The 24,572-nt window shown below is 64.5% G+C and carries 29 protein-coding genes; 16 read left to right on the plus strand and 13 right to left on the minus strand.

The annotated features are described in order from the left end of the window. Positions 1 to 2: 2 nt before the first annotated feature. Entirely contained in the window at positions 3 to 1,253 is a 1,251-nt protein-coding gene (locus tag JCM7686_RS15530) for a 3-deoxy-D-manno-octulosonic acid transferase (protein WP_020951741.1), read from the plus strand. Next, a complete protein-coding gene (gene lpxK, locus JCM7686_RS15535) occupies positions 1,250 to 2,242 on the plus strand; it encodes a tetraacyldisaccharide 4'-kinase (RefSeq protein WP_020951742.1) in 993 nt (330 codons plus the stop codon). The genes JCM7686_RS15530 and lpxK overlap by 4 nt, the downstream gene beginning before the upstream one ends. On the opposite strand, the gene JCM7686_RS15540 is transcribed toward lpxK, so the two are convergent. Genes JCM7686_RS15540 through JCM7686_RS15550 form a run of 3 tightly spaced genes read right to left on the minus strand, consistent with a single transcriptional unit; the run spans position 2,239 to position 4,555 of the window. Further along, positions 2,239 to 3,348 carry a CaiB/BaiF CoA transferase family protein gene (locus JCM7686_RS15540; RefSeq protein WP_020951743.1) on the minus strand — a complete coding sequence of 370 codons (1,110 nt, stop codon included), beginning with the start codon at positions 3,346 to 3,348 and terminating at the stop codon, positions 2,239 to 2,241. The two genes, lpxK and JCM7686_RS15540, sit on opposite strands and share 4 nt — an antisense overlap. A 2-nt stretch (positions 3,349 to 3,350) precedes the next feature. Beyond that, entirely contained in the window at positions 3,351 to 4,052 is a 702-nt protein-coding gene (locus JCM7686_RS15545) for a DsbA family protein (protein WP_020951744.1), read from the minus strand. After that, positions 4,049 to 4,555, minus strand: coding sequence for a DUF721 domain-containing protein (locus JCM7686_RS15550; RefSeq protein ID WP_041527412.1), 507 nt, complete (start codon positions 4,553 to 4,555; stop codon positions 4,049 to 4,051). The genes JCM7686_RS15545 and JCM7686_RS15550 overlap by 4 nt, the downstream gene beginning before the upstream one ends. A gap of 234 nt (positions 4,556 to 4,789) precedes the next feature. Here JCM7686_RS15550 and JCM7686_RS15555 point away from each other — a divergent pair, with 234 nt between their 5' ends. After that, positions 4,790 to 5,770 (plus strand): A/G-specific adenine glycosylase, encoded by a 981-nt coding sequence (locus JCM7686_RS15555; RefSeq protein WP_084621180.1) that lies wholly within the window; start codon positions 4,790 to 4,792, stop codon positions 5,768 to 5,770. 7 nt (positions 5,771 to 5,777) lie between these two features. Next, complete coding sequence (locus JCM7686_RS15560) at positions 5,778 to 6,917, plus strand: alkane 1-monooxygenase (RefSeq protein ID WP_041528006.1); 1,140 nt, start codon at positions 5,778 to 5,780, stop codon at positions 6,915 to 6,917. On the opposite strand, the gene JCM7686_RS15565 is transcribed toward JCM7686_RS15560, so the two are convergent. The 8 genes from JCM7686_RS15565 to JCM7686_RS15600 all read right to left on the minus strand — a co-directional run bounded on the left by JCM7686_RS15565 (position 6,912) and on the right by JCM7686_RS15600 (position 14,219). Then, entirely contained in the window at positions 6,912 to 7,508 is a 597-nt protein-coding gene (locus JCM7686_RS15565) for a hypothetical protein (RefSeq protein ID WP_148292634.1), read from the minus strand. The genes JCM7686_RS15560 and JCM7686_RS15565 overlap by 6 nt on opposite strands. Positions 7,509 to 7,693: 185 nt before the next feature. Beyond that, on the minus strand, positions 7,694 to 8,659 hold the full coding sequence (locus JCM7686_RS15570) for a GSCFA domain-containing protein (RefSeq protein ID WP_020951749.1): 966 nt from the start codon (positions 8,657 to 8,659) through the stop codon (positions 7,694 to 7,696). 77 nt (positions 8,660 to 8,736) lie between these two features. After that, the gene (locus tag JCM7686_RS15575; protein ID WP_148292635.1) at positions 8,737 to 9,501 is read right to left on the minus strand and encodes a hypothetical protein; all 765 of its coding nucleotides are present in this window, start codon (positions 9,499 to 9,501) and stop codon (positions 8,737 to 8,739) included. An 11-nt stretch (positions 9,502 to 9,512) separates the two neighbouring features. After that, positions 9,513 to 10,496 (minus strand): GSCFA domain-containing protein, encoded by a 984-nt coding sequence (locus JCM7686_RS15580; RefSeq protein ID WP_041527414.1) that lies wholly within the window; start codon positions 10,494 to 10,496, stop codon positions 9,513 to 9,515. A gap of 152 nt (positions 10,497 to 10,648) precedes the next feature. Further along, the gene (locus JCM7686_RS15585; protein WP_020951752.1) at positions 10,649 to 11,779 is read right to left on the minus strand and encodes a site-specific DNA-methyltransferase; all 1,131 of its coding nucleotides are present in this window, start codon (positions 11,777 to 11,779) and stop codon (positions 10,649 to 10,651) included. A 91-nt stretch (positions 11,780 to 11,870) separates the two neighbouring features. Next, positions 11,871 to 12,500, minus strand: coding sequence for a ribonuclease HII (locus JCM7686_RS15590; protein ID WP_020951753.1), 630 nt, complete (start codon positions 12,498 to 12,500; stop codon positions 11,871 to 11,873). Then, a complete protein-coding gene (locus tag JCM7686_RS15595; protein ID WP_020951754.1) occupies positions 12,497 to 12,979 on the minus strand; it encodes an ureidoglycolate lyase in 483 nt (160 codons plus the stop codon). Before JCM7686_RS15595 ends, JCM7686_RS15590 begins: the two co-directional genes overlap by 4 nt. Positions 12,980 to 13,028: 49 nt before the next feature. Then, positions 13,029 to 14,219, minus strand: coding sequence for an MFS transporter (locus JCM7686_RS15600; protein ID WP_020951755.1), 1,191 nt, complete (start codon positions 14,217 to 14,219; stop codon positions 13,029 to 13,031). A 281-nt stretch (positions 14,220 to 14,500) separates the two neighbouring features. On the opposite strand from JCM7686_RS15600, the gene JCM7686_RS15605 reads away from it, so the two are divergent. From JCM7686_RS15605 to JCM7686_RS15615, 3 genes are all read left to right on the plus strand, one after another. Then, positions 14,501 to 15,187 carry a GntR family transcriptional regulator gene (locus JCM7686_RS15605; protein WP_268935171.1) on the plus strand — a complete coding sequence of 229 codons (687 nt, stop codon included), beginning with the start codon at positions 14,501 to 14,503 and terminating at the stop codon, positions 15,185 to 15,187. A 133-nt stretch (positions 15,188 to 15,320) separates the two neighbouring features. After that, the gene (locus JCM7686_RS15610) at positions 15,321 to 16,820 is read left to right on the plus strand and encodes a L,D-transpeptidase family protein (protein ID WP_020951757.1); all 1,500 of its coding nucleotides are present in this window, start codon (positions 15,321 to 15,323) and stop codon (positions 16,818 to 16,820) included. Positions 16,821 to 16,823: 3 nt separating this feature from the next. Beyond that, positions 16,824 to 17,726, plus strand: a complete 903-nt coding sequence (locus JCM7686_RS15615; RefSeq protein ID WP_020951758.1) for an extensin family protein — start codon at positions 16,824 to 16,826, stop codon at positions 17,724 to 17,726. A gap of 6 nt (positions 17,727 to 17,732) precedes the next feature. Here the strand turns inward: JCM7686_RS15615 and JCM7686_RS15620 are convergent, their stop codons facing one another. Both JCM7686_RS15620 and JCM7686_RS15625 read right to left on the minus strand, forming a co-directional pair. Continuing rightward, a complete protein-coding gene (locus JCM7686_RS15620; protein ID WP_236635842.1) occupies positions 17,733 to 18,308 on the minus strand; it encodes a Crp/Fnr family transcriptional regulator in 576 nt (191 codons plus the stop codon). 274 nt (positions 18,309 to 18,582) lie between these two features. Next, positions 18,583 to 19,917, minus strand: a complete 1,335-nt coding sequence (locus JCM7686_RS15625; protein ID WP_020951760.1) for a FliI/YscN family ATPase — start codon at positions 19,915 to 19,917, stop codon at positions 18,583 to 18,585. Between the two features lie 90 nt (positions 19,918 to 20,007). Between JCM7686_RS15625 and JCM7686_RS15630 the strand changes: the two genes are divergently transcribed. The 9 genes from JCM7686_RS15630 to JCM7686_RS15670 are packed head-to-tail and all read left to right on the plus strand — an operon-like array spanning position 20,008 to position 24,550. Next, positions 20,008 to 20,397, plus strand: coding sequence for a FlgB family protein (locus JCM7686_RS15630; protein WP_020951761.1), 390 nt, complete (start codon positions 20,008 to 20,010; stop codon positions 20,395 to 20,397). 8 nt (positions 20,398 to 20,405) lie between these two features. Next, entirely contained in the window at positions 20,406 to 20,798 is a 393-nt protein-coding gene (flgC, locus tag JCM7686_RS15635; protein ID WP_020951762.1) for a flagellar basal body rod protein FlgC, read from the plus strand. A gap of 11 nt (positions 20,799 to 20,809) precedes the next feature. Then, positions 20,810 to 21,088 (plus strand): flagellar hook-basal body complex protein FliE, encoded by a 279-nt coding sequence (locus tag JCM7686_RS15640; protein WP_020951763.1) that lies wholly within the window; start codon positions 20,810 to 20,812, stop codon positions 21,086 to 21,088. Positions 21,089 to 21,096: 8 nt separating this feature from the next. Next, positions 21,097 to 21,363: a flagellar biosynthetic protein FliQ gene (locus tag JCM7686_RS15645; protein WP_020951764.1), complete on the plus strand. Its 267-nt coding sequence runs from the start codon at positions 21,097 to 21,099 to the stop codon at positions 21,361 to 21,363. A gap of 3 nt (positions 21,364 to 21,366) precedes the next feature. Next, on the plus strand, positions 21,367 to 22,083 hold the full coding sequence (locus JCM7686_RS15650; protein ID WP_020951765.1) for a flagellar hook-basal body complex protein: 717 nt from the start codon (positions 21,367 to 21,369) through the stop codon (positions 22,081 to 22,083). 10 nt (positions 22,084 to 22,093) lie between these two features. After that, entirely contained in the window at positions 22,094 to 22,879 is a 786-nt protein-coding gene (gene flgG, locus JCM7686_RS15655; protein WP_020951766.1) for a flagellar basal-body rod protein FlgG, read from the plus strand. Continuing rightward, complete coding sequence (gene flgA / locus JCM7686_RS15660; RefSeq protein WP_020951767.1) at positions 22,879 to 23,280, plus strand: flagellar basal body P-ring formation chaperone FlgA; 402 nt, start codon at positions 22,879 to 22,881, stop codon at positions 23,278 to 23,280. The genes flgG and flgA overlap by 1 nt, the downstream gene beginning before the upstream one ends. 5 nt (positions 23,281 to 23,285) lie before the next feature. After that, positions 23,286 to 24,038 (plus strand): flagellar basal body L-ring protein FlgH, encoded by a 753-nt coding sequence (gene flgH / locus JCM7686_RS15665; RefSeq protein ID WP_041528010.1) that lies wholly within the window; start codon positions 23,286 to 23,288, stop codon positions 24,036 to 24,038. A gap of 8 nt (positions 24,039 to 24,046) precedes the next feature. After that, positions 24,047 to 24,550: a hypothetical protein gene (locus tag JCM7686_RS15670; RefSeq protein WP_020951769.1), complete on the plus strand. Its 504-nt coding sequence runs from the start codon at positions 24,047 to 24,049 to the stop codon at positions 24,548 to 24,550. Positions 24,551 to 24,572: the final 22 nt, after the last annotated feature.

The raw sequence follows: 24,572 nt of genomic DNA on the forward strand, positions 1-24,572 counted from the left end.
GGATGGCGGGGCTCGGAGGAGGTGCGGGAAATCTGGCGTTCTGGCTGCATCTGCGCCGGCGCGTTGCGCTGACCTCGACCCCCGAGCCCGAGATCGCCGTTCCGGCGGGAGAAGGGCCGCTGCTGCTGCTCCATCTGCCCGCCGGACAAGAGGACCCCGCCTCACTGACGCCGATCATCGGCGCGCTTTTGTCGGCGAGGAAGGATCTGCGCGTGGCCTTTGCCGGGGGAACCCGTCAGCCGACCGCCAAAACGGGTGCCGAGACGACCGCGCCGGCGCGCACTGTCAATCTGCCCCCGCTGGACGATCTTGGCCGCGCCACCGCCGCGCTGTCGCAGCTGAACCCCGCCGGGGTCCTGATCCTCGGCGATGACCTGCCAGTACCCTTGATCGCGGCGGCGGCACAGATCGGCATCCCGCTGGTCATGGCCGAGGCGCGGCTCGGCACGGCTTTGCGGCGTGGGCTGTGGCAGGATACGATTTCGCGCGCCGCCTTGGGGCGCATCGATAGCATTCTCGCGCCCGATGAACAAAGCGCGGCGCTCGCCCGCCGCTTCGGCGTCGATCCGTTCCGCATCGAAATGACCGGCCCGGTCACCGACACCCGCGCCCCCATTCGCGGCAATGAGGCCGAACGGCAGGTGCTCGCCCAGATGCTGCGGGGCCGCCATATCTGGCTGGTCGCCTCGCCCACTTTGGCCGAGGCGCTGGCCGCACTGGCCGCCCACCACGCCGCGCTGCAATACAACCACCGCGCCATGATGATCCTCGCGGGCCTGCCCAAAGGCAGCCTGCCCGAGATCCTGCAATCGGTCGAGGATCTCGGCATGACCGCGATTTTGCGCGAAGATGACGAGGATCCAAAGCCCGATGACCAGATCCTTATCGCCGAGGATGATGAGGAAATGGGCCTGTGGTATCGTCTGGCTCCGGTCTGTTTCGTCGGCGGCACGCTTATGGCCGGAGAGGCGCGCGCGCCCCGCCACCCGTTCGAGCCCGCAGCCCTCGGCTCGGCCATTATTCACGGCCCCCTGACTGGTGCCTTTGAGGCGGAATGGGCGCAGCTTGATGGCGCGAATGCCGCGCGGCTGGTCGGAGACCGCGCCGCGCTGAAACAGGCGGTGGGCGATCTGAGCCTCGCCGATCAAGCCGCCAATCTCGCGCAGAGCGCCTGGAATGTCTGCACGGGCGGCGCGGCCGTCGTGCGCCGGATTGTCTCCGAGACCCTGACCGCGATGGAAGGAAGACGATGAGCCGCCGCCCCCCCGCCTTCTGGTTCCGAAAACCCGGCCTCGCCGCGCATCTGCTGTCGCCGCTTGGCGCGATCTATGGCGCGGCCACGGCGAAACGTCTGGCGAAAGGCGCGCGCGAGCGTGTCGGCGTGCCGGTGATCTGCATCGGCAATATCAACGCCGGAGGGACCGGCAAGACGCCGACGACGATCATGCTGGCGCAACTTCTGATCGCGCGCGGGGTCGATGTGCATATCGTCTCTCGCGGCTATGGCGGGACCGAGAAAGGCCCGCTCCGCGTCGATGAGCGGCTCCATAAAGCGAGCCAGACCGGGGATGAGCCGCTGCTGATGTCCTCCTTCGCGCCGGTCTGGGTCGCTGATGACCGGGTTGCGGGGGCCAAGGCTGCGGTGGCCGCAGGCGCGCAGGCGATCCTTCTCGATGATGGCTTTCAGGACCCCGCGCTCGCCTATGACCTGTCGCTCGTGGTGGTCGATGCCGCCAAGGGCTTCGGCAATGGCCGCTGCCTGCCCGCCGGTCCCTTGCGTGAGCCGGTGGCCAAGGGGCTCGCCCGCGCGGACCTGCTGCTCTCGATCGGAGACGCGGCCGCGCAGGCGCAATTCACAGCGGTTTGGGGCGCAAAGCTGGGCGACGTTCCCCATTTGCGCGGCGCGCTGAAGCCCTTGCAGATGGGCTTTGATTGGCAGGACCACCGCGTCCTCGCCTTCGCGGGCATCGGCCATCCCGAGAAATTCTTTGCCACTCTGCGCAGCCTTGGCGCTGAAATCGTCCGGGCCGAGGCGCTCGAAGATCACCAGCCCTTCACCCGCGCCATGCTGACGCGGCTGGAAACGGAATCGCGGCTGATCGGGGCGCAACTGGTCACGACGGAAAAGGACGCGGTGCGCCTGCCCCGCTCGTTTCGCATGAATGTCATGGCCTTGCCGGTGCGGCTCGAGCTTGCCGATGCCGCGCCCCTCGAGGCGCGGCTGGCAGAGCTGGGGCTTTAGTCGTCCTGACCCAGACGCGGCGAGGCGCGATCCAGCGCCAGCTCCGCATCTGAAAACCGGATTGGCGTGCGCACGCCCGGCACGCCCTCGGGCATGATCTTCATGCCGCGCGCGACGATCTGGGGATCGGCGAAAACATCCGCCATCTCGTTGATCGGCCCCGCTGGCACGCCCTCGGCCTCAAGCGCGGCCAAAAGATCGTCCCGCTTCCAAGTCTTGGTGACCGAAGTCAGCGTCGCCGTCAGCGCCTCGCGATTGGCGATGCGCAAGGCATTGGTCAGATAATCCGGCGCCTCGGCCAAGGCAGGCAGGCCCAGAACCGCGCAAAGGCGGCGATACTGGCCGTCATTGCCGGTCGCGATGATGACGAAACCATCGGCGCAATCAAAGACCGCATAGGGCACGAGATTGGGATGAGCATTGCCAAGCCGCTGGGGCGAGGTGCCGGTCGCCAAGTAATTCATCGCCTGATTGGCCATGATCGCCGTGCCGACATCCATCAGCGCCATATCGACATGCTGGCCCCTGCCCGTCACGTCGCGCTGACGCAAAGCCGCCAGAATGCCAACGGTCGCATAGATGCCGGTGAAGACATCGACCACCGCCACGCCGACTTTCTGCGGCTGGGCGCTAGGCTCTCCGGTCACGCTCATCAGCCCGGTCATACCCTGGATGATGTAGTCGTAACCGGCGCGATGGGCGTAAGGCCCCTCCTGGCCAAAGCCCGTAACCGAGCAATAGACCAGTCGCGGGTTGATCTGGGCGAGCGAGGCGTAGTCGAGCCCGTATTTCGCCAGACCGCCGACCTTGAAATTCTCGATCAGCACATCGGCGTCACGGATCAGCTCGCGGACCTTGGCCTGACCTTCCGGGCTGCGAAAGTCAGCCGTGACCGATTTCTTGCCGCGGTTGGTGGCGTGGAAATAGGCGGCGCTTTCGTCGCCCTCGCGCTTGATGAACGGAGGCCCCCAGCGGCGCGTGTCATCGCCTTCGGGGGCCTCGACCTTGATGACCTCTGCGCCCAGATCGGCAAGAATCTGGCCGGACCAAGGTCCGGCCAGAATACGCGCAAGCTCGACAACCTTGAGCCCGGCCAATGGCGTCATGCTTATTTGCCTGCCGCTGCGATCTTGTCGTCGAGGACTTTCTTCAGGCCCTCCCAAGGCTGGTTGTTCACCTTCTCGCCGGCGATGATGAAGGTCGGCGTGCCCTCGATCTTGTCGTCGCCCGCGTTCTTCTGGAAGGTGGTGACCAGATTGGCGACGGTCTGCTTGTCGGCCCAGCAGGCGTCGAGCTGCTCGGGCGTCATGCCAGCCTTGGCACCGATTTTGCGCAGGTTCGCGGCGATCTCATCGCCGGTCTTGGCGGCAAGCCAGGTCTGCTGCTCTTCAAAGAGCATATCCGAGACGGCGTAATATTTGTCGTCGCCGCCGCAGCGCGCCAGCACGCCCGCCCACAGGCCGACCGCGTCGAAATAGACATCGCGCTGGATGAACTTGACCTTGCCGGTGTCGATATATTCCGACTTCAGCTTGGCGAAATTCTCATTGTGGAAATCGCGGCAATGGCTGCAGGTGAAGCTCGCATATTCGATCATCGTGACCGGCGCATCTTCCTTGCCCAGAACGATATCGGGCAAAACCTTGCCCTCGGGCAGCTGGTCCGAGGCCGCAGATGCGGCCGCGGCCTCGCCTGCCGGAGCCTGAGCGGGGGCCGGCGTCGCAGTTTCCTGTGCGAAGGCGGGCGCGAAGCTCAGCGCCGACAGCGCGACAGCCGCAGCGGTCGCGAAAAGGGAACGGGAAAGCGTCATGAATTGGCCTTTCGGTCGTTGGTGTCCCGGCGGGACAGGGTGTTCAAAGCAAGCTGGCGCATCGCCGCCGCAAGGCCGGGGTCGCTGAACCCCTGCGCCACAGAGGCCGCCGCATCCAGCTGTTCAACAGTCGGTGGCGTCTCCGCCCGTTTGCGCGGAGCAGGCACGAATTGCGCCTGTCCCTCGGAAAATCCGGTCGGAGCCGTCTGCGTCAGAACGATTTTCGACACGGCATTGAACCCGTAACAGGCATTCACCTTATCGCGGATCCGGGGCAGTTCCATCTCGATCAGCGGCGCATGGGCGCCCGAGACAAGAAGCGTCAGCGTCGCCCCAAAGCCACGGCCATGCGCGATGCGCACCGGACGGGTCCGGGCCGCGGTCTCTGGCCCGACCACCTCGGCCCAATTGGTCAAAAGTCGCACGACGGCAAAGCCGCGCGACTCGCCCACCGCGCGCACGGGCTGCGCGACCAGAGATGCCGCCGCCTCAAAGCCGCGCATCCGCCGCCGGAGCGGTTGATTTGCTTTCGACGCAGAGCCTTTTGACGATGTGCTTTTCGACGGAGCCGGTTTCAATTGGGCCATGTCCTGACGTAGAACTGAACTCTGATGCAGTCTGGACCGTGCTGACGCCGGACGCCAGAGAGTCGGGTCTGAAAATTGCGTGAAAAGACAGTGATAGCTCCCCATCTGCTCGAATGGTACGACCGCCACGCGCGCGTGCTGCCGTGGCGGATGCCGCCCGGGACCGGAACCGGCGATCCCTATCGGGTCTGGCTGTCCGAGGTGATGCTTCAGCAAACCACCGTCGCCGCCGTCAAAGCCTATTTCACCCGCTTCACCACGCTCTGGCCTCGGGTCGAGGACCTTGCGGCAGCCGAAGACGCCGCCGTCATGGCCGAATGGGCGGGGCTTGGCTATTACGCCCGCGCCCGCAATCTTCTCGCCTGCGCCCGCAAAGTCAGCGAAAGCGGCGGTTTTCCCGACACGCGCGAGGGGCTCGGCGTTTTGCCCGGCATCGGCCCCTATACCTCGGCCGCGATTGCCGCCATCGCCTTCGACCGCCCCGAAACCGTGGTCGATGGCAATGTCGAGCGCGTCGTCTCGCGGCTTTTCGCGGTCGAAACCCCGATGCCCGGCGCGAAACCGATCCTGCGCGATCTCGCGGATACGCTCACCCCCGACACCCGGCCCGGCGATTTCGCGCAAGCGATGATGGATCTCGGCGCGACGATCTGCACGCCCCGAAACCCGGCCTGCGGCATTTGCCCGCTCGTTCACGATTGCAAGGCGCGCGCGCTTGGCATTGCCGCCGATCTGCCCCGCAAGGCGCCGAAAAAGGCCAAGCCGCTGCGTCAGGGCGTGGCTTGGGTCGGCTTCACCAATGGCGCGGTGCTCACGGAACGCCGCGCCGAAAAGGGCCTGCTCGGCGGCACGCTGGCCTTTCCCTCGACGGGTTGGGACGGCTCGGCCCTGCCCGCCCCCGCCGATGCCGACTGGCGCGAGATCGGGACCGTGCGCCATATCTTCACTCATTTCGCGCTCGATCTCACCGTGATGACCGCCCCCCTGCGCGGCGCGCCCCGCCGCGGAGACCTGCTGGCGCTCGATCACTTCAACCCCAAGGCACTGCCCGGCCTCATGCGCAAGGTCTGGGACCTCGCCGCCCCGGATGGCCTCGCCCGCGCTGGTGCAAGCGCAAGAAATCGCAGATGATTTCCTCATGACCAAACCGCTCCGCCCCCGCTTCATCGACGCCGCCCCGTTCTGGATGTCTCTGGGCATGGTCCCGCTCACGATCTGCGCGACCCTCTGGGGCGGTTGGTGGTTCCTGATCCTGCCCGCCTATGCGTGGTATCTGACCAGCCTCATGGACCTCCTCCTCGGAACCAGCGAGGAAAACCCCGATCCGATGACGCCCGAGCGCAATCTGCGCTGGTATCGTGCCATCACGCTGATCTGGCCGCCGCTGCAAATCGCGCTGATCTTTGGTGCGATCTGGTATGTCCGCCACGAAGGCCACCTGTCGGGCCTCGAACAGATCGGCCTCTTCTTCGGCATCGGCGTGGCCTCGGGCACGATCGGCATGGTCTATGCCCACGAGCTTCTTCATCAAAAAAATACCCATGAACGCTGGCTCGGAGACCTCTTGCTCGCCGCCTCGCTCTATTCCCATTTCCGCAGCGAGCATCTTCACGTCCACCATTCCTGGGTTGCGACCCCGCGCGATGCGGTGACTGCGCGCTATAATGAGGGCTTTCACCGCTACTTCGCCCGCGTGCTGCGCGACTGCCCGCGCAGCGCCTGGCGCGCCGAGGCGGCGCGTCTCGCCCGCAGCGGCCGCAGCCCCCGCGATCTGCGCAATCCCTTCTGGCGCTACGCCGCGCTGCAACTCGCTTTGCTAGCGCTGGCCTTTGCGCTTGGCGGTCTGGCGGGGATCTTGCTGTTTCTTTGGCAGGCTTTGGTCGCGATCTGGCAGCTCGAACTGACGAATTACGTCGAGCATTACGGGCTGACACGCAAATATCTGGGCGAGGGCCGCTATGAGCATGTCCTGCCGCGCCATTCCTGGAATGCGGCGCATCGCGCGTCGAACTGGCTTTTGATCAATCTCCAGCGTCATTCCGACCATCACACCAAGCCCGATCGCCGCTTCCCGCTTCTCCAGACCTATAGTCCGGACGAGGCGCCGCAACTGCCCTTCGGCTATCCCGCCATGACCTTTGTCGCCATGGTCCCGCCGCTCTGGCGGCGCTGGATGAATCCGCGCGTGCGCGCCTGGCGGCGTCAGTTCTACCCCGAGATCACCGATTGGCGGCCCTATAACCGCGCCGAAAACCCGCCGCCGCGCAACGCTTTATAGGGCAGCAAAGGCCTCCATCGCCGCATCGATCTGCAAGGCGCCATAGCTCGGATTGGTGTGGATCATATCCTCCTCGCCATGGGCGACATCGCGGCGCGGGTTCATCCGAAACGAGCCGCGCATCCATTCGGCGGCGGTAAAGACCTCACCCGAAATCGTCGCGGCGGGCTGCGACAGCCTGCGGATCCCCGGCCCCAAAGCCCGATCGAGCTGGGTCAAGAAGCGCTGATGATAGGCCGGGCCGTCGCCGCGCCGGGCCAAATCGCGATAATCCTGCCATTTGGCCTCGGCCGAGCCCAGAACCGCATCCGAGGGCAGCGCCGCCGACATGAAAAGGACCGGGCCTTGATCCAGCTCCTCAAGGGCTTTCGCCACATGAACCCCCACGGAATGCGAGACCCGTCGCATCAGCACCGCATCGAGAAACCCGCCCGACATCAGCGCCCGGGGCCGCCCCGGCGCAGCGGCCAGATCCGAGGTCCGATGTCGGCTGAGATAGCTCGCCGAGGACGAAAACTGCAGGCCGCCGAAGACGATAAACCCGTCATAACTGCGCAGCGGCAGCGCGGTCACATCGTTATAAAACCGCATTTCCTTGCGCGCTTCTGGACTCGCGGGCAGAAAGACCCCGTCCCGAAGATCCAGTGCACGCAACGACCCTCCCGGCATGGCAAAGACATCATGGTCGAAATCAGGCCAGCGCGCACGCGTCTCCCGCAAGGCGATCCGGGGCGCGGCGGTGTGCGAATCGCCGATGATGAGCAACCGGCGCGGGATCATTTGCGAAACGCCTCGAGAAGCACCTCTTCGCAGATCACATCATCCGTCGGATCGGCGGGGCTGTCCTCAGCCGATTGCGGCTCGGCGTCGGGCTGCTTTTGCGGCAAACCATGCGCGCGCAAAAACGCCGCCATGGCCGCCGCGACCCCTTGCTCGCTGACTTCGCGCAGGCCCTCGCGGAAAAAGGCGCCCCGCGCCGCCGGATTGGTGACGATCTCGTAAGAGGGGAAATAATCGACATCCGGATGGCTTGCCGCGAATTCGTCCGCCGCCGCGCGCAGCACCGCCTTGGACCGCTGGGTCGCGACCAGAACGTGCTGGCCCGAGGCCGTCGCGGTCAAAGGCACCGGCGAAACCGTCAGGATCATGCGCAGATCCGGCTGGGCGCGGTGCAGATGGCTGCGCACCGCCTCGAGATCGGCCAGAACCTCGGCGAAGGAGAGGTTGCGAAAGGCATATCTCTCGGGATCGAAGGCGCCCGCGACCACGCCCGGACAGGTCGGATAGACCAGACCCGAGGCGCGCTCTTCCCAGGTTTCGGTCAGCCCGAGCGTGAAGATGAAATGCGTCGCGCCGCGAAAGAGCCGCCGCACCGCGCCCAGATGATCGCGGCGCAAGACCATGGCCTCATCGAGCGAGGCAAAGCCGTCGGGCTCGATCCTCGGGCGGAAGGCGTCGTGGATCCGCGCGCCGCGCGCCCAGAAATCCGAAGCCTCGACCCGGTCGCTTTCGGCATCCTCGAGAAGCTGGCGCAGTTGGCGCGTCGTATAGATGTTACCGTAGCGCGCCGAATAGATGCCGTAGCCATAGGCCGCCGCGATCTCGGCGGGCACGGCGCGTGGCGGGGGCTCGACATCGCGCAGACGCAGCCCCGCGCGGCGCAGCGCACGCCCGACATGCTGGGCAAAGCAACTGCCGGCCGTGACCGTCAGCGCCGTCTCGTCCAGTCGGAATTTCGGCATAGGGATGTGTCATATCGGTTCGAATGTGCCAAGTGGCGCTCGAAAGGCAAGAAGAAAGAGCGACTTGCAGGCCACGGTCACAGCGCCTCGAGCACGGCAAGGATCTGGTCGAGCTGGCGTCCGCCATAGGCCGCATTGCCGTGGCCGAACTCCTTTTGGCTGTGGCGGATGTCGTGATGGCTGTTAAGCCTCAGCGAGCCGCGCATCCATTCCGGCGCGGTAAAGACCATCCCGGCGATGGTGTCTTCGGGCTGTTCGATCAGGATCGAGAGATCGGCGGCCTCTTCGCGCAAAGCCGCAAGATAGCGCGCGACAAAGAGCCCCGCATCGCCGCGCAGGGCCAGCCGCGCGACCTCGCTTTTGCCCTCTGCCAACGCATCGAGCGAGGGAAAGGGTTCGGGCAGAAGCAGGATCGGCGCCTGCTCCAGCCGCGCGAGCCGCCCGGCCAGCCGGATCGCGGTCGAGTTGCGGATCCGCCGCGCCAGCATCGCCGCCAAAAACCCCTCGGAGATTAGATCGCAGGCCTGCCCCGCCTGCACAGAGGGAAAATCCGGGCAGCGGTGGCGCTGAAGCAGGCGACTGATCATGCCAAAATTCGGACCACCAATGACCACGAAGGCATCATAGCCCGTCAAGGCAAGCGACGGCTGGCCATTGTAGAAGCTGATTTGGCGCTGAAGTTCGATCCGGTCCGTGCCGAGTATGCCGTCACGAATCTCCAGCCCATTCAAAGCGGTGCCCGGCAGGCCGAAGAAATCCGGCGCGAACCCCGGCCAGCGCGCGGGCGTGTCGCGCAACGCCGTGCGTGGGGCCGCGACATGGGAATTTCCGATCAGGAGCACGCGGCCGACCCTCACCCTCCTGCCCCGCCTCGCCCCAGCGCCCCGGGGCCTTCGGCCTGTCCGATACGGTGCTGCGGGGCCAGATTATCGAGCCCGTAGCCGCGCAGAAACGCCGAAATGACGGCGTCACTGGTGCCAGTTTCAGGCGCGGCAAACCCCTGCCATCGCGCGAGCCGATGGTGATCCGCGATTTCGGCAGCCGGGAAATAGTCGATCTCTGGATGCGCGGCTGCAAAATCTCGCACCGCACTCAAGACCGCAGAGCCCGCCCTGCCCTCGTCAGCCCTCTGCGGCGACACCGACAGCACCATCCGCAGCTGCGGGTTCAGTTGGGTCACCTGCCTGCGCAGAAGCGCCAAATCAGCCGCCACCACCGCACGCTCTGGCCGCTGGCGCAGAAGTTGCGCGGGATCGACCGCACCGGCCAGTTCATCTGGGCGCAGCGGAAAGGCGCGTCCGGTGTCCGGCTCAAGCCAATATTCGCCAGCACCAAGCGTCAGGATCAGGCAATCCGCCTGCCGAAAGAGCCGCTTCACTGCCGCGAGATGATGGCGGCGCAGTGCCAGAACCTCGGCGACCGAGACCATCCCACCCGGTTCGATCCAAGGCCGAAACGCATCGACATAGCGCCCGTTCTGGTGCCAGACATAGCGCGGTGAGACAAAGCCCGTCGCCGCATCGTCCAGCACCTGCGCAAAGAGCCGCGCCGAGTCGATCCGCCCGAACCGCGCCGAGAACTGCCCGTAGCCATAATCCTGCGCCGCCGCGAAGGGCGCGCCGTCAGGCGCAGGTTCGGCATCGAGCAGCCCCAGCCCCGCCGCCCGCAGGCTCGCGCCCAACTGCCGGGCAAAGCTGCCCCCGGCGACAGCGATCTGATCTTGCCGGGACAGCGCGAGCTTTCCCCGCCATTCAAACGCGATCTCCCCCTGCGCAGCAAAGGTCGCGGCTGGGGAATAGACTGCCTGAGAGGGGCGGTGCGCATCGGGGTTCATCATGCCCCAGTCATGCCCGAAAGCCCTTTAGATTTCGCGAATAGTAGGCATTTTCAACAAAAAAGGCCCCGGCGCGAGGCGAGCCTCACGCACGGGGCAAGGTAGTCCCTGCCGCGCGGAACTCGCGGCCTTGGGACTGCGGCGAAACGAATGGATCAGTTCGGGCGCTGTGCGCCGTCGGCCTGCATCTCGGCTCGGATCTGCTGGCGCAAGATGTCGATCGGCACCATGCGGCCCTCGCGGCGGAAGTGCCAATAGGTCCAGCCATTGCAGGAGGGTGCGCGTTGCAGCGCCGCGCCGACCTGATGGATCGAGCCTTTGACATCATTGCCGATCAGGCTGCCATCGGCGCGGACCTTCACCTTGTGGCGGTTGTCGAGCGAGTAAAGCTCTTCGCCCGGGCGCAGCATCCCGCGCTCGACCACCTGACCGAAGGGCACGCGCGGTTCAGCGCGTTTGCTGGTCGTCGTCGCCAAAGCCGAGGCATCGAAGCGGCGCACGCGCGAGAGACGTTTCTCGGCCACCTCGCGATAGGTCTCCTCGCGCTCGATGCCGATGAAATCACGGCCGAGCATCTTGGCAACCGCGCCGGTCGTGCCGGTGCCGAAGAACGGGTCGAGCACGACATCACCGGGATTGGTCGAGCCGATCAGCACGCGGTGAAGCAGGCTTTCGGGCTTTTGCGTCGGATGGGCCTTGTCGCCCTTGGCATCCTTGAGGCGCTCGCCGCCGGTGCAGATCGGCAGCACCCAATCCGAGCGCATCTGCACGCCTTCATTCAGCGATTTCAGCGCCTCATAGTTGAAGGTGTATTTCGAATTTTCCGATTTCGAGGCCCAGATCATCGTCTCATGGGCGTTGGTCAGGCGCTTGCCGCGGAAGTTCGGCATCGGATTGGATTTGCGCCAGACGACATCGTTCAGGATCCAGAACCCGGCATCCTGCAAGGCCGCACCGACCCGGAAGATGTTGTGATAGGAGCCGATCACCCAGATCGCGCCATGCGGTTTCAGCACGCGGCGCGCGGCGGCCAGCCATTCGCGGGTGAATTTGTCATAGGCGCCGAAGCCCGCGAACTGGTCCCAGTGGTCATCGACCGCATCGACCTTGGAGTTGTCAGGGCGATGCAAATCGCCCTTGAGCTGCAGGTTATAGGGCGGGTCAGCAAAGATCAGATCGACGCTGTTTTCGGGCAATGAATTCATCACCTCGATGCAGTCGCCAGCAAGTATCTGATTCAATGGTAAGCTACGCGGCTCGGCGCGCCGAGTCGTTTCTGTTTTCATTTTGCTCTGCCTCATAACGCCGGCATTTTTGCCGATCTGGTATGGGGCAAAGATGGGTCAGAAGCGATTCGCCGTCAAATTCTATTTTGAATCAATCAGTTGTCGAGAGGCCTTTACACAAGATATTGTGGACCGGCGCGAAGCTGCGCCTATGGTATGGGGTCACCCCAAGATTTAGCAGCGCTTCGAGATGAACCTTTGTGGGATAACCCGCATTGCGTTCCCAGCCATAGCCGGGGTGCTGTTGCGCCAAATCCACCATGAGTCTGTCGCGCAACACTTTGGCCACGATCGAGGCCGCCGCGATGGACAGCGAGCGCGCGTCGCCCTTGACGATGGCCTGCGCGGGAATCGCCAGATCACGCGGCACGGCGTTGCCGTCGATCAGCGCAAGATCCGGGCGAGACTTGAGTTTTTCGACCGCGCGGCACATCGCGAGATGCGAGGCATGGTAGATATTCAGCCGGTCGATCTCGTCGATCCAGACATGCGCATAGGCCCAGTCACAGCGCGCCATGATCTCTTCGGCCAAGGCATCGCGGCGCTTGGCCGACAGCTTCTTCGAATCATTGAGGCCAGCGGGCGGATCCTCGCACAGAATCACCGCAGCCGCCGTCACTGGCCCCGCCAAGGGGCCGCGACCGACCTCGTCGACGCCCGCGATCAGGCGGGCGCCTTGCGCCTGCGCCGCAAGCTCGAATTCCAGATCAGGCTGGCTCATGCGGTGATCGTGACCGGGGCAATCTCGACCTCTTCGAGATTGACGCCCGCGCCCTCGCGGTCGATCACGAGGAAATCGGCGGGCTGGTCAAGCGGCGTCAGCACGCCATGCCAGGTCCCCGCGTGCAGGTTCACGCCCATGCCAGCGGGCACGATGAAGGCGAGCGGTGCGCCGGGGCGGCCGCCCTCGTCCGGGGCCACGACCGAAAGCCAGACCCCCGGCGTGATCGGGAAAAACGCCTGCGAACCAAGCGGATGGCGTTCGAGCAGCGCGCAGTCATAGGGCAGGCTGATCGGCTCGGACCGGAAGATCGAGAGAATCGCCTCGCCGCCGCCGCGCTCGACCGTGGCCAGCGCATGGTGCCGCTCGCAGCGGCCCGCGTTGATGAGCTTGCTTGGGGCGTCACGCGCGGTCAGCAGCTCGCCGTAGGGGGCAAAAGCCTCTGCCGTGATGGGCAGGGCGCGGATCGTCTGGGGCATCGGGTCCTCCGGTCATCGGGGCGGCAGGACGCCGCCCGAAAGCGCCAGTCTATACGCGATGCATCCGCGGCAGGAAGACCGTGAGCAGCCCCATGATCGGCAGGAAGGAGCAGATCCAATAGACATATTCGATGCCCTTTGCGTCAGCGACCACGCCGAGCACCGCCGCCGCAATCCCGCCCATGCCGAAGGCAAAGCCGAAGAAGATCCCCGCGATCATCCCGGTGCGGCCCGGCACCAGCTCTTGCGCGAAGACGACGATCGCCGGGAAGGCCGAGGCGAGGATCAGGCCGATGATGACCGACAGGATCCCGGTCGGCATCAATCCGACATGGGGCAGCAAAAGCGTGAAGGGCAGAACGCCGAGGATCGAGAACCAGATCACCTTCAACGGCCCGATGCGGTCACCGAAGATCCCGCCCAGCATGACGCCCGCCGCCATCCCGCCGAGGAAGAGGAACAGCATGACCTGCGAGGTCTGGGTCGAGACCCCGAATTTATGGATCAGGAAGAAGGTGTAATAGCTCGAGAGGCTCGCGGTGTAGATGTTCTTGGTGAAGGTCAGCAGCGCCAGAACAGAGATCGCAAGGATCACGCGATTGCGCGACATGCTGGACCCCCGGACCTCACGCGCCACCGTGGCCTTGCGCTTGCCCTCGGCCCAGGTGCCGACGCGCCACAGGATCGCGGACCCCATCATGGCAAAGATCGCGAAAATCGCGATTGAGGGGCGGCCAAGCGGCAGGACGACAAACGCCGCCAGCAGCGGGCCAAGCGCCTGCCCGAAGTTGCCACCCAGCTGGAAGAGCGATTGCGCCGTGCCGAATTTCCCGCCCGAGGCAATGCGCGCGACGCGCGAGCTTTCGGGGTGGAAGATCGCCGAGCCGACGCCGATCAGCATCGCGCCGACCACAAGCACCCAGTATACATGCGCCAAGGCCAGCAGCATCACCCCGACAAAAGTCGAGCCCATGCCCAAAGCCAGCGAGCGCGGCATCGGATTCTTGTCGGTGACGATGCCGACCACGGGCTGCAGCAGCGAGGCCGTGACCTGAAAGGCGAAGGTCATCAGGCCGATCTGGCTGTAGCTGAGTGAAAATTCGTCCTGAAGCTGCGGATAGATCGCCGAGAGCATCGACTGCATGACATCGTTGATCATATGGCAGGCGCTGATGGCGATCAGAACTACCCAAGCGGTCGGCACCGGCTGGGGCGCGCGCGCTGCGGTGAGGTCGGACATATCCCGGCTCCGAAAACTGTAAATTCGCTGATCTCTGTCCGTTCCGCCCGGACAACGCCATTGTCAAGTTGCAGAAAAACACAGATGATCACGGAAAAGTGACCATAAAACACTAAACTTAACCGTTCACTACACCATAAACTTGTCCACGTTTCTGTCGTGAGCGATTAAATGCGGACGAATACAACCTAGAGAAGACCATGAACGCATTTACATCCCTCCCTCGACAAGTTGGCGAAGCCCTTACGACAGGAGATCCGGTCCGAATGCCCCACCGAATGATGACTTGGCAGTCCGTGCAAACGGAAGTGTTGTCCCGCATCCGGAGCGGTTTCTGGCGGCCGGGTCAATTGATTCCGACCGAAAGCGAACTCGCGATCGAGTTTGGCTGTGCGCGCGCGACTGTCAACCGTGCTCTGACGTCACTTGCGGCCAGCGGCCTCCTGGAACGTCGTCGCAAGGTCGGCACCCGGATCGCCAAGCACCCGCCGCAGCGCTCGACTTTGCCCAAGACCGCCCTGCGCAATGAGATCGAAGCCGCCGGTGCGACCTATGGCTATCGCCTGATCAGCATCCGTCGCGCGACGCCTCCGGCCGATATCGCGAAGCTGCTCATGCTGAAATCGGGTCAGGCCACGCTTGAGATCCGCGCCGAATTCTCGGCCAATGATCAACCCTATTGCGGCGAAGAGCGCTGGATTGCGATCGACGCGGCTCCGGGGATCGAGCAAGCGCCGCTCAACGAGATCTCGGCCTTCGAATGGCTTTCGGACAATGTCGCGCTGAACCACGGCAGCCTGTCTGTCTCGGCGACCTCGGCACAGAACGAATTCGTTTCGAATGCACTCAGCGTCCAGCGTGGCACGCCGGTTCTGCTGATCGAACGTGGCAATTGGGCCGATGCCGTCGCGGTAACGGTCTCGCGTCAATACTTCCCGGCAGGTCATACGCTCAGCGCACTTTACTGAGCAAGCCCACCAAAGCATCGCCCCCGTATTTGCGGCCTCAAGGCTTGTTGAATCGGGGGTGCTTGCAACCCGTGCGTACCCGGTTCATGTGAGAAGCAGCCTCTTCCACCTGAGCCTGTCCACGGAACTCTTTATGCGCTCACTGTCGCCCTCCCTCCCCCGAGTCGGACGCCTTTTGCTCGCCGGAGCGCTTGCGCTGCCGCTGGCCCCAGCCTCCGTGACCGCTGTCGCGCTGACATGGATGTCGCTGCCGGGACCGGCCTTCGCGCAGGCCACGATGGAGCCGGGCAAGATCCAGCGCAAAATCACCGCCGCCGATATCGAGACCGCGGATTACACCTCGGGCGATCTGCCCGCGGGGCAATCGGCCATTACCGCCAAGGTCCAGATCCTGCTTGACCGTTCGGGGATTTCGCCGGGCGTGGTTGATGGCTGGCGTGGCGGGATGAGCGAAAGCGCGCTCAAGGCGTTCCAGCGCCGGGCGGGCCTGCCGGTCGATGGGCGGATGAGCCCGGTTGTCTGGCAATTGCTGCTGCCCTTCGCCAGCGGGCCGCTGACCACCGAATACACGATCACCGACAAGGATGCCGAAGGGCTCGTCGACAAGATCCCGACCGATTACGCCGAAAAGGCGAAGATGACCTCGCAGGGCTATACCAGCATTCTCGAAAAGCTGGCCGAGCGCTTCCACATGGATGAGAAATTCCTGCAAAAGCTCAATCCCGGCGTGGATTTCGTGCCGGGCGTGACCATTCAGGCGACCGTTCCCGCCCCGCCGATCCGGGGCACGGTCACACGGATCATCGTGGACAAACAGACCCGCCGGGTCGCGGCCTATGATGCCAAGGGCAATCTGCTGGCGGATTATCCGGCAACCGTCGGCTCGTCGGCGACCCCCTCGCCGCATGGCATTCACAAGGTCGATGCGGTCGCCTTGAACCCGGTTTATACCTACAATCCGAACAAGAATTTCAAGCAGGGCAACAATGACCGCGTGCTGGTCATTCCGCCCGGGCCGAACGGTCCTGTTGGCGATGTCTGGATCGACCTCTCCGAGCCGACCTATGGCATCCACGGAACCGCAACCCCCTCGCGGCTGTTCGTTAACCAGTCGAACGGCTGTGTCCGGCTGACCAATTGGGACGCGAGGGAGCTTGCTCATATGGTGAAGGCGAATGTCACCGTGGTCGAATTCCTCGATCCGGGCGTCAGCATTGCCGATGTGACCGGGGTGGCGAATTCCGCGGCGGCAAATACCGCGCAGCTTCCCGCAGCTCTCGGCGCGAAACGCCCGCTGGCGCGCCCGCATCTCGCCACCGCGCCCGATCAGGCCCCCGATTCTGCGGCGGTGACGCTGGCCGCTCAGGCGGCGCTCCAGACCGTGACGCCGCCTGCAGGTGCCACCACGACCGTGGTCGGTCACGAAAGCGGCGACCTGCTGGCCACGGCGATTGCCGACGCCATCTCGCCGCAAGAGCTGAAGCCAAGCGCCGTCGGCCCGACCCATCCGCCGCGTCGCACGGCGCCCGCTTCGGCCCCGGCGTCGCCCCCCGCTTCGACCGCAACACCTGCGCCAGAGCCGGTTCCAGCGGCAACCGCGCCGGTCGTCGCCCCTGCGCCTGCGGTGCCCTAAGCGATGAGCGTGGCGCGGGCTCTGGCCAGTCTCACGCTGGCGGCGGCGCTGCTCTCGGGCGGCGCGCTGGCCGAGAGCAAGCCGCCCGAGCGCCCCGCCCCAGTCGAAGCTGCCCCAGAGGACGCGACCCCGACAGAAACAAGCGCTCGGCCTCCGCAAAAGCCCGAACCGCCAGCGCCCGAAGAACCAACCGCCGACAAGCCAGCGCCAGCAGCCGCGGCAACCGCACCAGCGACCACGGATGCCACGGCCTCAGCGCCCGAAACCCCGGCGCCCGATGACGCCACGGCCAAACCCGATATTTCCGCCGCGCCAGCTCTGCGCAGCACCCTGCGCGAAAGCGACTTCGACCAATCCGCCTGCCTGCTGACCCTCTTCACGCTCGGCACCGGCTATGAAGAGCTTCCCGCGATTTCAGAGGCCGACAACCGCGATTGCGGCATCGATCGGCCGGTTCGGATCACCGAGATCCTGCCCGGCATCGCGCTCGACGGCGCACCGGTGATGCGCTGCGACACGGCGCGCCACCTGGCCTTCTGGCTGCGCGATTCGGTCCGCCCGGCCTCGGCTTTCCTGCCCGGCGCGCCACGCCTGACCGGGATCGAGCCCGGCTCGACCTATCAATGTCGCGGCGTGGTGGGCGGTCAAAGCACGGCGACGGTCTCGGAACATGCGCTCGGCAATGCGTTCGACATCGCCGCCTTCCGCTTCGACGACGGCACGCGGCTTGAGATCGCACCGCGCCAGGACAAGGGCTCGATCGACGAGGCCTTTCAGGCAGCGATCCGGGGCACAGCCTGCCTGTGGTTCACCACCGTCCTCGGTCCGGGCGCGAATGCCGCCCATGACAATCACCTTCACCTCGACATCAAGGCGCGCAAGGGCGGCTTTCGCATCTGCCAGTAGGGCGGGCTAGCGGCTGAACCGGTCGAGATCGAGATATTCCGGCGAAAACCGCGCCAGCCGGGCAAGCTCGCCCCAATCGAGGATCTCGACCTGCGCCCCCGTCCAGCGCACCAGCCCACGGTCACGCAGATCGCGCACCGCGCGGTTGATATGGATCGGGGAATATCCAAGCATTTCCGCAAGTTCCCGCTGAAGCGCTGGCAGGACGAAGCGGTGGTCCTGCGCGGCCCCGACACTGGCGAGACGGACGTAAATCTCGCAGAGAAGATGCGCGAGATGGGCATTCGAGCGCAATGAGGCCGCCGCCACCAGCCATTGGCGATGCATCGCCGCATCAATCACCGTCGAAAGCCAGAAGAGCCGCGACAAATGCGGAAAATTCTCGGAGATCTCGCGCAAATCGCTGTGGTCGATGAATTCGGCCGTCACCGGGCCAAGCGCCACGATGTCATGCTCTAGCCGCGTCAGCACGAAACCGTGCAGATCCACGAAATCCCCGGCGACGTGGATCGCGGAAATCACCCGCTCTCCGCTGCGTCCGGGCACGCCATGCGAGCGCACCGCCATGCCACGCATGACCATGCAACTTTGCGTCAGTCTCTGTCCTCGGGGAACGATGATCTCGCGTGGCTGAAAGATCACCTGACGGGTTGAAATATCGCGCAGACGTCCGAGATCGGCGGAGGTCAATGAATCGCGGCGCAGTAAAAAACGTATAAAAAACTCGCTAATGGCCATAGCCACTCCTGAAAATATGCATCAGAATTTGCAATTCAGAGGGGGCGACGCAATCTTAGGATGGTCTCCTTTAACATAGTTTAAGCAGCATAGGCGCACATTGATATGCGCCATTCATCTACATCGCTCGAGGCGCATTCTGCGGCCCACGCGCCAGAGCCTCGGCCAAAAGCGTAAAGCTTTCCGCAGTATTTTCAGCCTTCAGGGTCACGAAATTGTCGAGCGCGGGGTAAAGCCGCACCGCCTCGTCCAGCATCTGGTCACTGCCTGCCGCATAAAGCCCGGCCCGGATCATCAGCTCTGATTCGGCATAGCTGCCCAGCATGGCCCGCGCCCGCGCGATCAGGGAATTCTCAGCCTCGCTCGCAGCTTGCGGCAAAGAGCGCGACACCGAGCGCAGCACGTCGATTGCAGGAAAACGCCCGCGTTCGGCAATGGCGCGATCCAGCACGATATGGCCGTCCAGAACACCGCGCAGGATATCGGCAATCGGCTCCTCCATATCCGAGCCCGCGACCAGCACCGAAAAGAGCGCGGTGATATCGCCCGCCCCCGCCGGTCCAGGCCCCGAGCGTTCGGCCAGTGCCATGATGAGGTTCGAGACCGAGGGCGGAAAGCCGCGATAACTCGGGCTCTCCCCGCCAGCGAGGGCGATTTCGCGATGCGCCTCGGCGAAACGCGTGATCGAATCGGCCAAAAACAGCACATGCGCGCCCTGATCGCGGAAATATTCCGCGACCGTCATCCCCGCCCAAGCGCAGCGCCGCCGCATCATCGGCGACTGATCCGAGGTCGCGGCCACCACCACCGCGCGCGCCATGCCCTCGGGGCCAAGCACCTCCTCAACGAATTCGCGGAGCTCGCGCCCGCGTTCGCCGATCAGCGCGATCACCACGACATCGGCCGAAACCCCTTTGGCCAGCGCCGAGAGCAGCGTCGATTTCCCCACGCCCGAGCCCGCGAAAAGCCCAAGCCGCTGCCCCTTCACGATCGGCAGCAAGGTGTCGAAGACCGCAAGCCCGGTGTCGAGCCGCTCGCCCAACCGCTTGCGGCTGGCCGCTGGCGGCGGCGGGGCGCGGTAGCGCAGCGCTGCGCCGCCCTGCTCAAGCGGGCGACCATCGAGCGGCTGGCCCAGAGGGTCGATGATCCGACCGACCCAATCCGGCCCCGGGCGCAGGCGCGGCGCGAAGAGAAGCTCGGCCCGCGCCCCGATATGCAGCCCCTCGGACGGGCCTTCCGGTAGAATCGCGGCGAAGCGCGCCTGTAGCGCAATGACCTCGCCCTGGATCTGTGCGCCGCCGGTCAGGTCGAAAACAACGCGATCGCCCAAAGCCGCGTGATTGTTCAGCCCCGAGACCAGCACCACCCCCGCCTGAATCGCGTGGACAAGGCCGAAATAGCGGATAAGCCGCTCTTCCCCGATCTGCGCGGCAATCGCCAAAGCCTGATCCATGCATCCTCCGTTTCGAAAAAACTGGCTCTCGAAACGGTTTCTAAACCTATCGCAGTTAAGACCGGGTTTATCCAAGGCAGGAGAAGCCCCGTGTTTGACAGAATCGAAACCCTGAAGATGGCGGACGGCCTGATCGCGCATGGAAGCCAGCGTCAGAAGCTGATCGCCACCAATGTCGCCAATGCCGATACCCCCGGATTTCACGCCCGCGACCTCGGCAAATTCGCCGAGACCTATCGCTCGGCGCCCGCCACCCGCCTGCGCACGCAGGACGAGCGTCATGTCTCGGGCACAAACTGGGGCATGGGGGCCTCGCGGCCGAAAGACGCGGGCGGCGAACCCTCTCCGAACGGCAATACGGTCGCGATCGAGGATGAGGTCTTTCGCCTCGCCGATGCCCGGCGCGAATTCGATCTCGCGATCAGCATCACGAAATCATCGCTCTCGCTGATCCGCGCGAGCCTTGGCCGCAAGTTCTGAGGCCACCCATGACCGATATGCTCTCTGCGACCCAGATTTCGACTTCGGGCATGAAGGCGCAGGCCGTGCGGCTGCGCCATGTCTCGGAAAACATCGCCAATGTCGACACGCCCGGCTATCGCCGCAAGATGGTCAGCTTCGAGGAGGCCGCCGATTTCGGCCGTCCCTCGGGGGGTGTCACGACCAGCGCAACCCAGCTTGACCAGTCCGACCTGCCCGAGCTCTTCGATCCCAGTCACCCCATGGCCAATGCCGAGGGCTACTACCGTGGCTCGAACGTCGATCTGGTGATCGAGATCGCGGATTCACGTGAAGCGAGCCGCAGCTACGAGGCCAATCTGCGCGTCTTCGAACAATCGCGGCAAATGAGCTCATCGCTGCTCGACCTGATCCGCCGCTGAAAGGAACCGACATGATTTCCCAAATCTCTGCCGCCAATGCCTACCACAGCGCGCTGAGCTCGGTCGCGCCGACCGAGCCGCTGCCAGATGGCGCCAAATCCGCGATCAGCGATTTCTCCCGTGTCATGGACGAGATGGACCGCACTGCGCAGGGCGCAATGACCGGGCAGGCCGACACCCATGATCTCGTGCAGTCGATCGCCCGCGCCGAACTGGCGCTCGATACCGTGACCGCGATTCGCGACAAGGTGGTCGAGGCCTATCAGGAACTCATGCGGATGCCGGTCTGAGCTCAGCCATGAAAGAGGACCTGCTCTTCGACATGATGCGTCAGTCGCTCTGGATCGCGGTCCGGATGTCGGCCCCCCTGCTCGCGGTCGCGCTGATCACCGGCGTGGTGATCGGTCTGGTCCAAGCGCTGACCTCGATTCAGGAAATGACCCTGACCTTCGTGCCGAAAATCGGCCTGATGCTCGTGGTTTTCTGGGTCACGATGAGCTTCATGACCTCGATGCTTGCCGGTTTCTTCACCGACCAGCTGCTGCCGCTGATCGGAGGCGCCTGAGCGATGGATAACGCGATCTACGCCGCCCTGACCCGGCAGTCGGGCCTGATGCGCGAGATGCGCACCGTGGCGAACAACATTGCCAATGCCAACACCACCGGCTTTCGGCGCGAGGGCGTGGTTTTCTCGGAATATATGGTGTCGCTCAATCGCGGCGGAGAGACCCTCGCCATGGCCAATGCCCGTGGCCGGATGATCGATCTGCGTCCGGGCGGGCTGACCCAGACCGGCGGCACGCTCGACCTCGCGCTCGAAGGCGATGGCTTTTTCATGGTCCAGACGCCACAGGGCAACCGGCTGACGCGCGCCGGGGCCTTCGCGCTAAGCCCGAATGGCGAAATCGTCGATATGGCGGGAAACCAGCTCCTTGATGACGGCGCCGCCCCAATCGCGATCCCCGATGGCACCAAGAACATTGGCATCGGTTCGGACGGCACGGTTTCGGCCGATGACCAGCCCGTCGGCAGGGTCGGCCTTTTTGCGACGCCCGACCCTTCGCTTCTTCAACACGAAGCGGGCACGCTCTTCGACCCCGGGCCCAACCCGCAACCCCTTGAGGACGCCCGTGTCCGCCAGGGTTTCATCGAGGAATCGAACGTCGATCCGGTTCTCGAGATCTCGCGCATGATCGAGGTGCAGCGTGCCTATGAGCTTGGGCAAAGCTTTCTCGAAAATGAAGACCAACGCATCCGCAATGTCATCGTCTCCCTGACCCGCTGAAAGGAGCGTTATGAGAGCCCTTCAAATCGCCGCAACCGGCATGAGCGCGCAGCAAACTCGTGTCGAGGTCATCTCGAACAACCTGGCGAACATGTCCACCACCGGCTACAACGCCCGCCGCGCCGAATTTTCGGACCTTTACTACCAGCAGGCCGTCCGTCCGGGCACGCTGACCTCGACCGAGGGCACGATGGTCCCGGCAGGCGTTCAGTTGGGCCTTGGCGTGCGCCCGACCGCGGTCACGGTCCAGCTTCAACAAGGCTCGCTCACCCAGACCAATGGCGATCTCGATGTCGCGATCGACGGGAACGGCTATCTGGAGATCACCCTGCCCTCCGGCATCTCGGCCTATACCCGCGACGGCAGCCTGAAGCGTTCGGCGGACGGCCAGATCGTGACCAACGACGGCTATCCGGTCGCGCCGGGCATCACCATTCCCGCCGATGCTGCCAGCGTTGCCATCAGCCCGAATGGCGAGGTCCTTGCCTTTTTCAACGATCAGGTCGATCCCCAGAACCTCGGCCAGTTCTCGCTTGCGACCTTCGTCAACGAAAAGGGGCTTGAGGCGACGGGCGGCAACCTTTTCCTCGAAACCCCGGCATCAGGCCCGGCGCAGGTCGCCAATCCCGGCGAACAGGGGCTTGGCACGCTGCGCGCGGGCTATCTCGAGGAAAGCTCGGTCGATCCCGTCCGCGAAATCACCGAGCTGATCAAGGCGCAGCGCGGCTATGAGCTGAACTCCAAAGTCATCACCGCCGCCGACCAGATGCTCGGCGCTACCGTGCAGATCCGCTGATGCGCTGGTTTGTCCTTTCGCTGCTGCTTCTGCCCGTCGCAGCCCCGGCCGCCCCGCCACTTGCCACCCGCACCCTGCCCGCCGGAACGATCATCAGCCCCGAGGATCTGACCGAGGGCGATCCGGACGAAAACGCCGGGATGGTCGGGTTGGCGACGCGGGTGATGATTTATAGCGGTAAACCGGTTCAGCTGACCCAGCTGACTGCACCCAAGCTGATCGAGCGCAACCAGCTCGTCACGCTCGTCTATGAAAACGCGCTCCTGCGCATCGAAGCCGAGGGACGCGCGCTGGCCGCCGGCTCGGTCGGAGAGATCGTGCGCGTGATGAATCTCTCGTCCCGCACAACGCTTGCGGGCCGCGTTCAACCCGATGGCACCATTCTCGTCGAACAGAGATGATCCCCATGACCAGACTGCCCCCCCTTCTGCCCGGAACGCTCTGCCTGCTCCTGATCGCGCTTTCGGGCTGTGGCCGCGTCCGCGAGATCGGCCGCGCGCCCGAAATGACCGACCCGCTTGCAGGCGATGAGTTCCGCGCTATGACCGAGGTCAGCTATGCCACGCCAAGCTTCCCGGATGAAGGCACCAGCCAGACCGGGCTCGCCTCGCTTTGGACCACGCGGCAGAATTCGCTCATCAGCGACAGCCGCGCGAGCGAGCGCGGTGATATCCTGACCGTGGTCATCGAGATCGACGACAAGGCAGAGTTCCAAAACAGTTCGGGCCGGACCCGCTCTGCCTCGGATACGGCCGGGATCCCGAATATGATGGGCATCCCGCAGCGCCTCGATAAAATTTTGCCCGAAGGCGCCAGCATGGATTCTCTGGCCGAAGCCAAGTCGAGCTCGACCTATAAAGGCAGCGGCAATATTTCGCGCCGCGAGAAGCTGACGCTGCGGGTCGCGGCAACGGTGATCGGCACGCTCGCGAACGGGGTTTTGCGCATTCAGGGCTCGCAAGAGGTGCGCGTGAACAACGAAGTCCGCGAGCTCACCGTCAGCGGCTTCGTGCGGCCTTCGGACATTGGGCGGCGTAATGAGATCGCCTATGACCGGATCGCGGGCGCGCGCATTTCCTATGGCGGGCGCGGCACGATCAGCGACGCACAGCGACCGCGCTATGGCCAGCAGATCGCCGATATCATCCTTCCCTATTGAGAGCCGAGATGATCCGTAAAATCCTGATGCTCGTGCTGCCGCTTCTGGCCTTTCTGGGCGGAGCCGTCGGCGGCAATATCCTCCACGACAAATCCAAGCCCGCCGAATCCGTTTTTGCCGAAGGCGAGGAGGGAGAGGGCGAAGGTCATGCGAAAGGCAAAGACGCCAAACCCGAGGCGACCGAGATGGGCTATTTCCGGTTCCCGACGCAATTCTTCGTGCCGATCATCCGCAATGGCGATGTCAGTGGCACGATGATCCTCGCCGTGACGCTGGAGGTGCCGAAACCCGCGCAGGAAAAGGTTTATGGCGCCGAATATCGCTTGCGCGACGCCTTGCTTGGTGCCCTGATGATCCATGCCAATACCGGCGGATTTGACGGAAACTTCACCGCCGACGCCCAGATGGACCGGCTGAAAGCCGCCTTGCTCAAAGCCGCGCAAGCTGCGGATGCCCCCGACGTGAGCCGGGTTCTGGTCGAAGATATCGCCTTTCAGCCCCTGCCCGGCTGATCGGCTCTGGTAGAGCGGCAGC

It is taken from the genome of Paracoccus aminophilus JCM 7686 (assembly GCF_000444995.1).
GTDB classification, from domain to species: domain Bacteria; phylum Pseudomonadota; class Alphaproteobacteria; order Rhodobacterales; family Rhodobacteraceae; genus Paracoccus; species Paracoccus aminophilus.

Excerpts from the sequence above, each read along its gene's own strand:
- JCM7686_RS15530 (WP_020951741.1), top strand. The coding sequence starts at position 3 with ATGGCGGGGCTCGGAGGAGGTGCGGGAAATCTGGCGTTCTGGCTGCAT.
- lpxK (WP_020951742.1), top strand. The coding sequence starts at position 1,250 with ATGAGCCGCCGCCCCCCCGCCTTCTGGTTCCGAAAACCCGGCCTCGCC.
- JCM7686_RS15540 (WP_020951743.1), bottom strand. The coding sequence starts at position 3,348 with ATGACGCCATTGGCCGGGCTCAAGGTTGTCGAGCTTGCGCGTATTCTG.
- JCM7686_RS15545 (WP_020951744.1), bottom strand. The coding sequence starts at position 4,052 with ATGACGCTTTCCCGTTCCCTTTTCGCGACCGCTGCGGCTGTCGCGCTG.
- JCM7686_RS15550 (WP_041527412.1), bottom strand. The coding sequence starts at position 4,555 with ATGCGCGGCTTTGAGGCGGCGGCATCTCTGGTCGCGCAGCCCGTGCGC.
- JCM7686_RS15555 (WP_084621180.1), top strand. The coding sequence starts at position 4,790 with ATGCCGCCCGGGACCGGAACCGGCGATCCCTATCGGGTCTGGCTGTCC.
- JCM7686_RS15560 (WP_041528006.1), top strand. The coding sequence starts at position 5,778 with ATGACCAAACCGCTCCGCCCCCGCTTCATCGACGCCGCCCCGTTCTGG.
- JCM7686_RS15565 (WP_148292634.1), bottom strand. The coding sequence starts at position 7,508 with ATGCGGTTTTATAACGATGTGACCGCGCTGCCGCTGCGCAGTTATGAC.
- JCM7686_RS15570 (WP_020951749.1), bottom strand. The coding sequence starts at position 8,659 with ATGCCGAAATTCCGACTGGACGAGACGGCGCTGACGGTCACGGCCGGC.
- JCM7686_RS15580 (WP_041527414.1), bottom strand. The coding sequence starts at position 10,496 with ATGATGAACCCCGATGCGCACCGCCCCTCTCAGGCAGTCTATTCCCCA.
- JCM7686_RS15585 (WP_020951752.1), bottom strand. The coding sequence starts at position 11,779 with ATGAAAACAGAAACGACTCGGCGCGCCGAGCCGCGTAGCTTACCATTG.
- JCM7686_RS15590 (WP_020951753.1), bottom strand. The coding sequence starts at position 12,500 with ATGAGCCAGCCTGATCTGGAATTCGAGCTTGCGGCGCAGGCGCAAGGC.
- JCM7686_RS15595 (WP_020951754.1), bottom strand. The coding sequence starts at position 12,979 with ATGCCCCAGACGATCCGCGCCCTGCCCATCACGGCAGAGGCTTTTGCC.
- JCM7686_RS15600 (WP_020951755.1), bottom strand. The coding sequence starts at position 14,219 with ATGTCCGACCTCACCGCAGCGCGCGCGCCCCAGCCGGTGCCGACCGCT.
- JCM7686_RS15605 (WP_268935171.1), top strand. The coding sequence starts at position 14,501 with ATGACTTGGCAGTCCGTGCAAACGGAAGTGTTGTCCCGCATCCGGAGC.
- JCM7686_RS15610 (WP_020951757.1), top strand. The coding sequence starts at position 15,321 with ATGCGCTCACTGTCGCCCTCCCTCCCCCGAGTCGGACGCCTTTTGCTC.
- JCM7686_RS15615 (WP_020951758.1), top strand. The coding sequence starts at position 16,824 with ATGAGCGTGGCGCGGGCTCTGGCCAGTCTCACGCTGGCGGCGGCGCTG.
- JCM7686_RS15620 (WP_236635842.1), bottom strand. The coding sequence starts at position 18,308 with ATGGTCATGCGTGGCATGGCGGTGCGCTCGCATGGCGTGCCCGGACGC.
- JCM7686_RS15625 (WP_020951760.1), bottom strand. The coding sequence starts at position 19,917 with ATGGATCAGGCTTTGGCGATTGCCGCGCAGATCGGGGAAGAGCGGCTT.
- flgC (WP_020951762.1), top strand. The coding sequence starts at position 20,406 with ATGACCGATATGCTCTCTGCGACCCAGATTTCGACTTCGGGCATGAAG.
- JCM7686_RS15640 (WP_020951763.1), top strand. The coding sequence starts at position 20,810 with ATGATTTCCCAAATCTCTGCCGCCAATGCCTACCACAGCGCGCTGAGC.
- JCM7686_RS15645 (WP_020951764.1), top strand. The coding sequence starts at position 21,097 with ATGAAAGAGGACCTGCTCTTCGACATGATGCGTCAGTCGCTCTGGATC.
- JCM7686_RS15650 (WP_020951765.1), top strand. The coding sequence starts at position 21,367 with ATGGATAACGCGATCTACGCCGCCCTGACCCGGCAGTCGGGCCTGATG.
- flgG (WP_020951766.1), top strand. The coding sequence starts at position 22,094 with ATGAGAGCCCTTCAAATCGCCGCAACCGGCATGAGCGCGCAGCAAACT.
- flgA (WP_020951767.1), top strand. The coding sequence starts at position 22,879 with ATGCGCTGGTTTGTCCTTTCGCTGCTGCTTCTGCCCGTCGCAGCCCCG.
- flgH (WP_041528010.1), top strand. The coding sequence starts at position 23,286 with ATGACCAGACTGCCCCCCCTTCTGCCCGGAACGCTCTGCCTGCTCCTG.
- JCM7686_RS15670 (WP_020951769.1), top strand. The coding sequence starts at position 24,047 with ATGATCCGTAAAATCCTGATGCTCGTGCTGCCGCTTCTGGCCTTTCTG.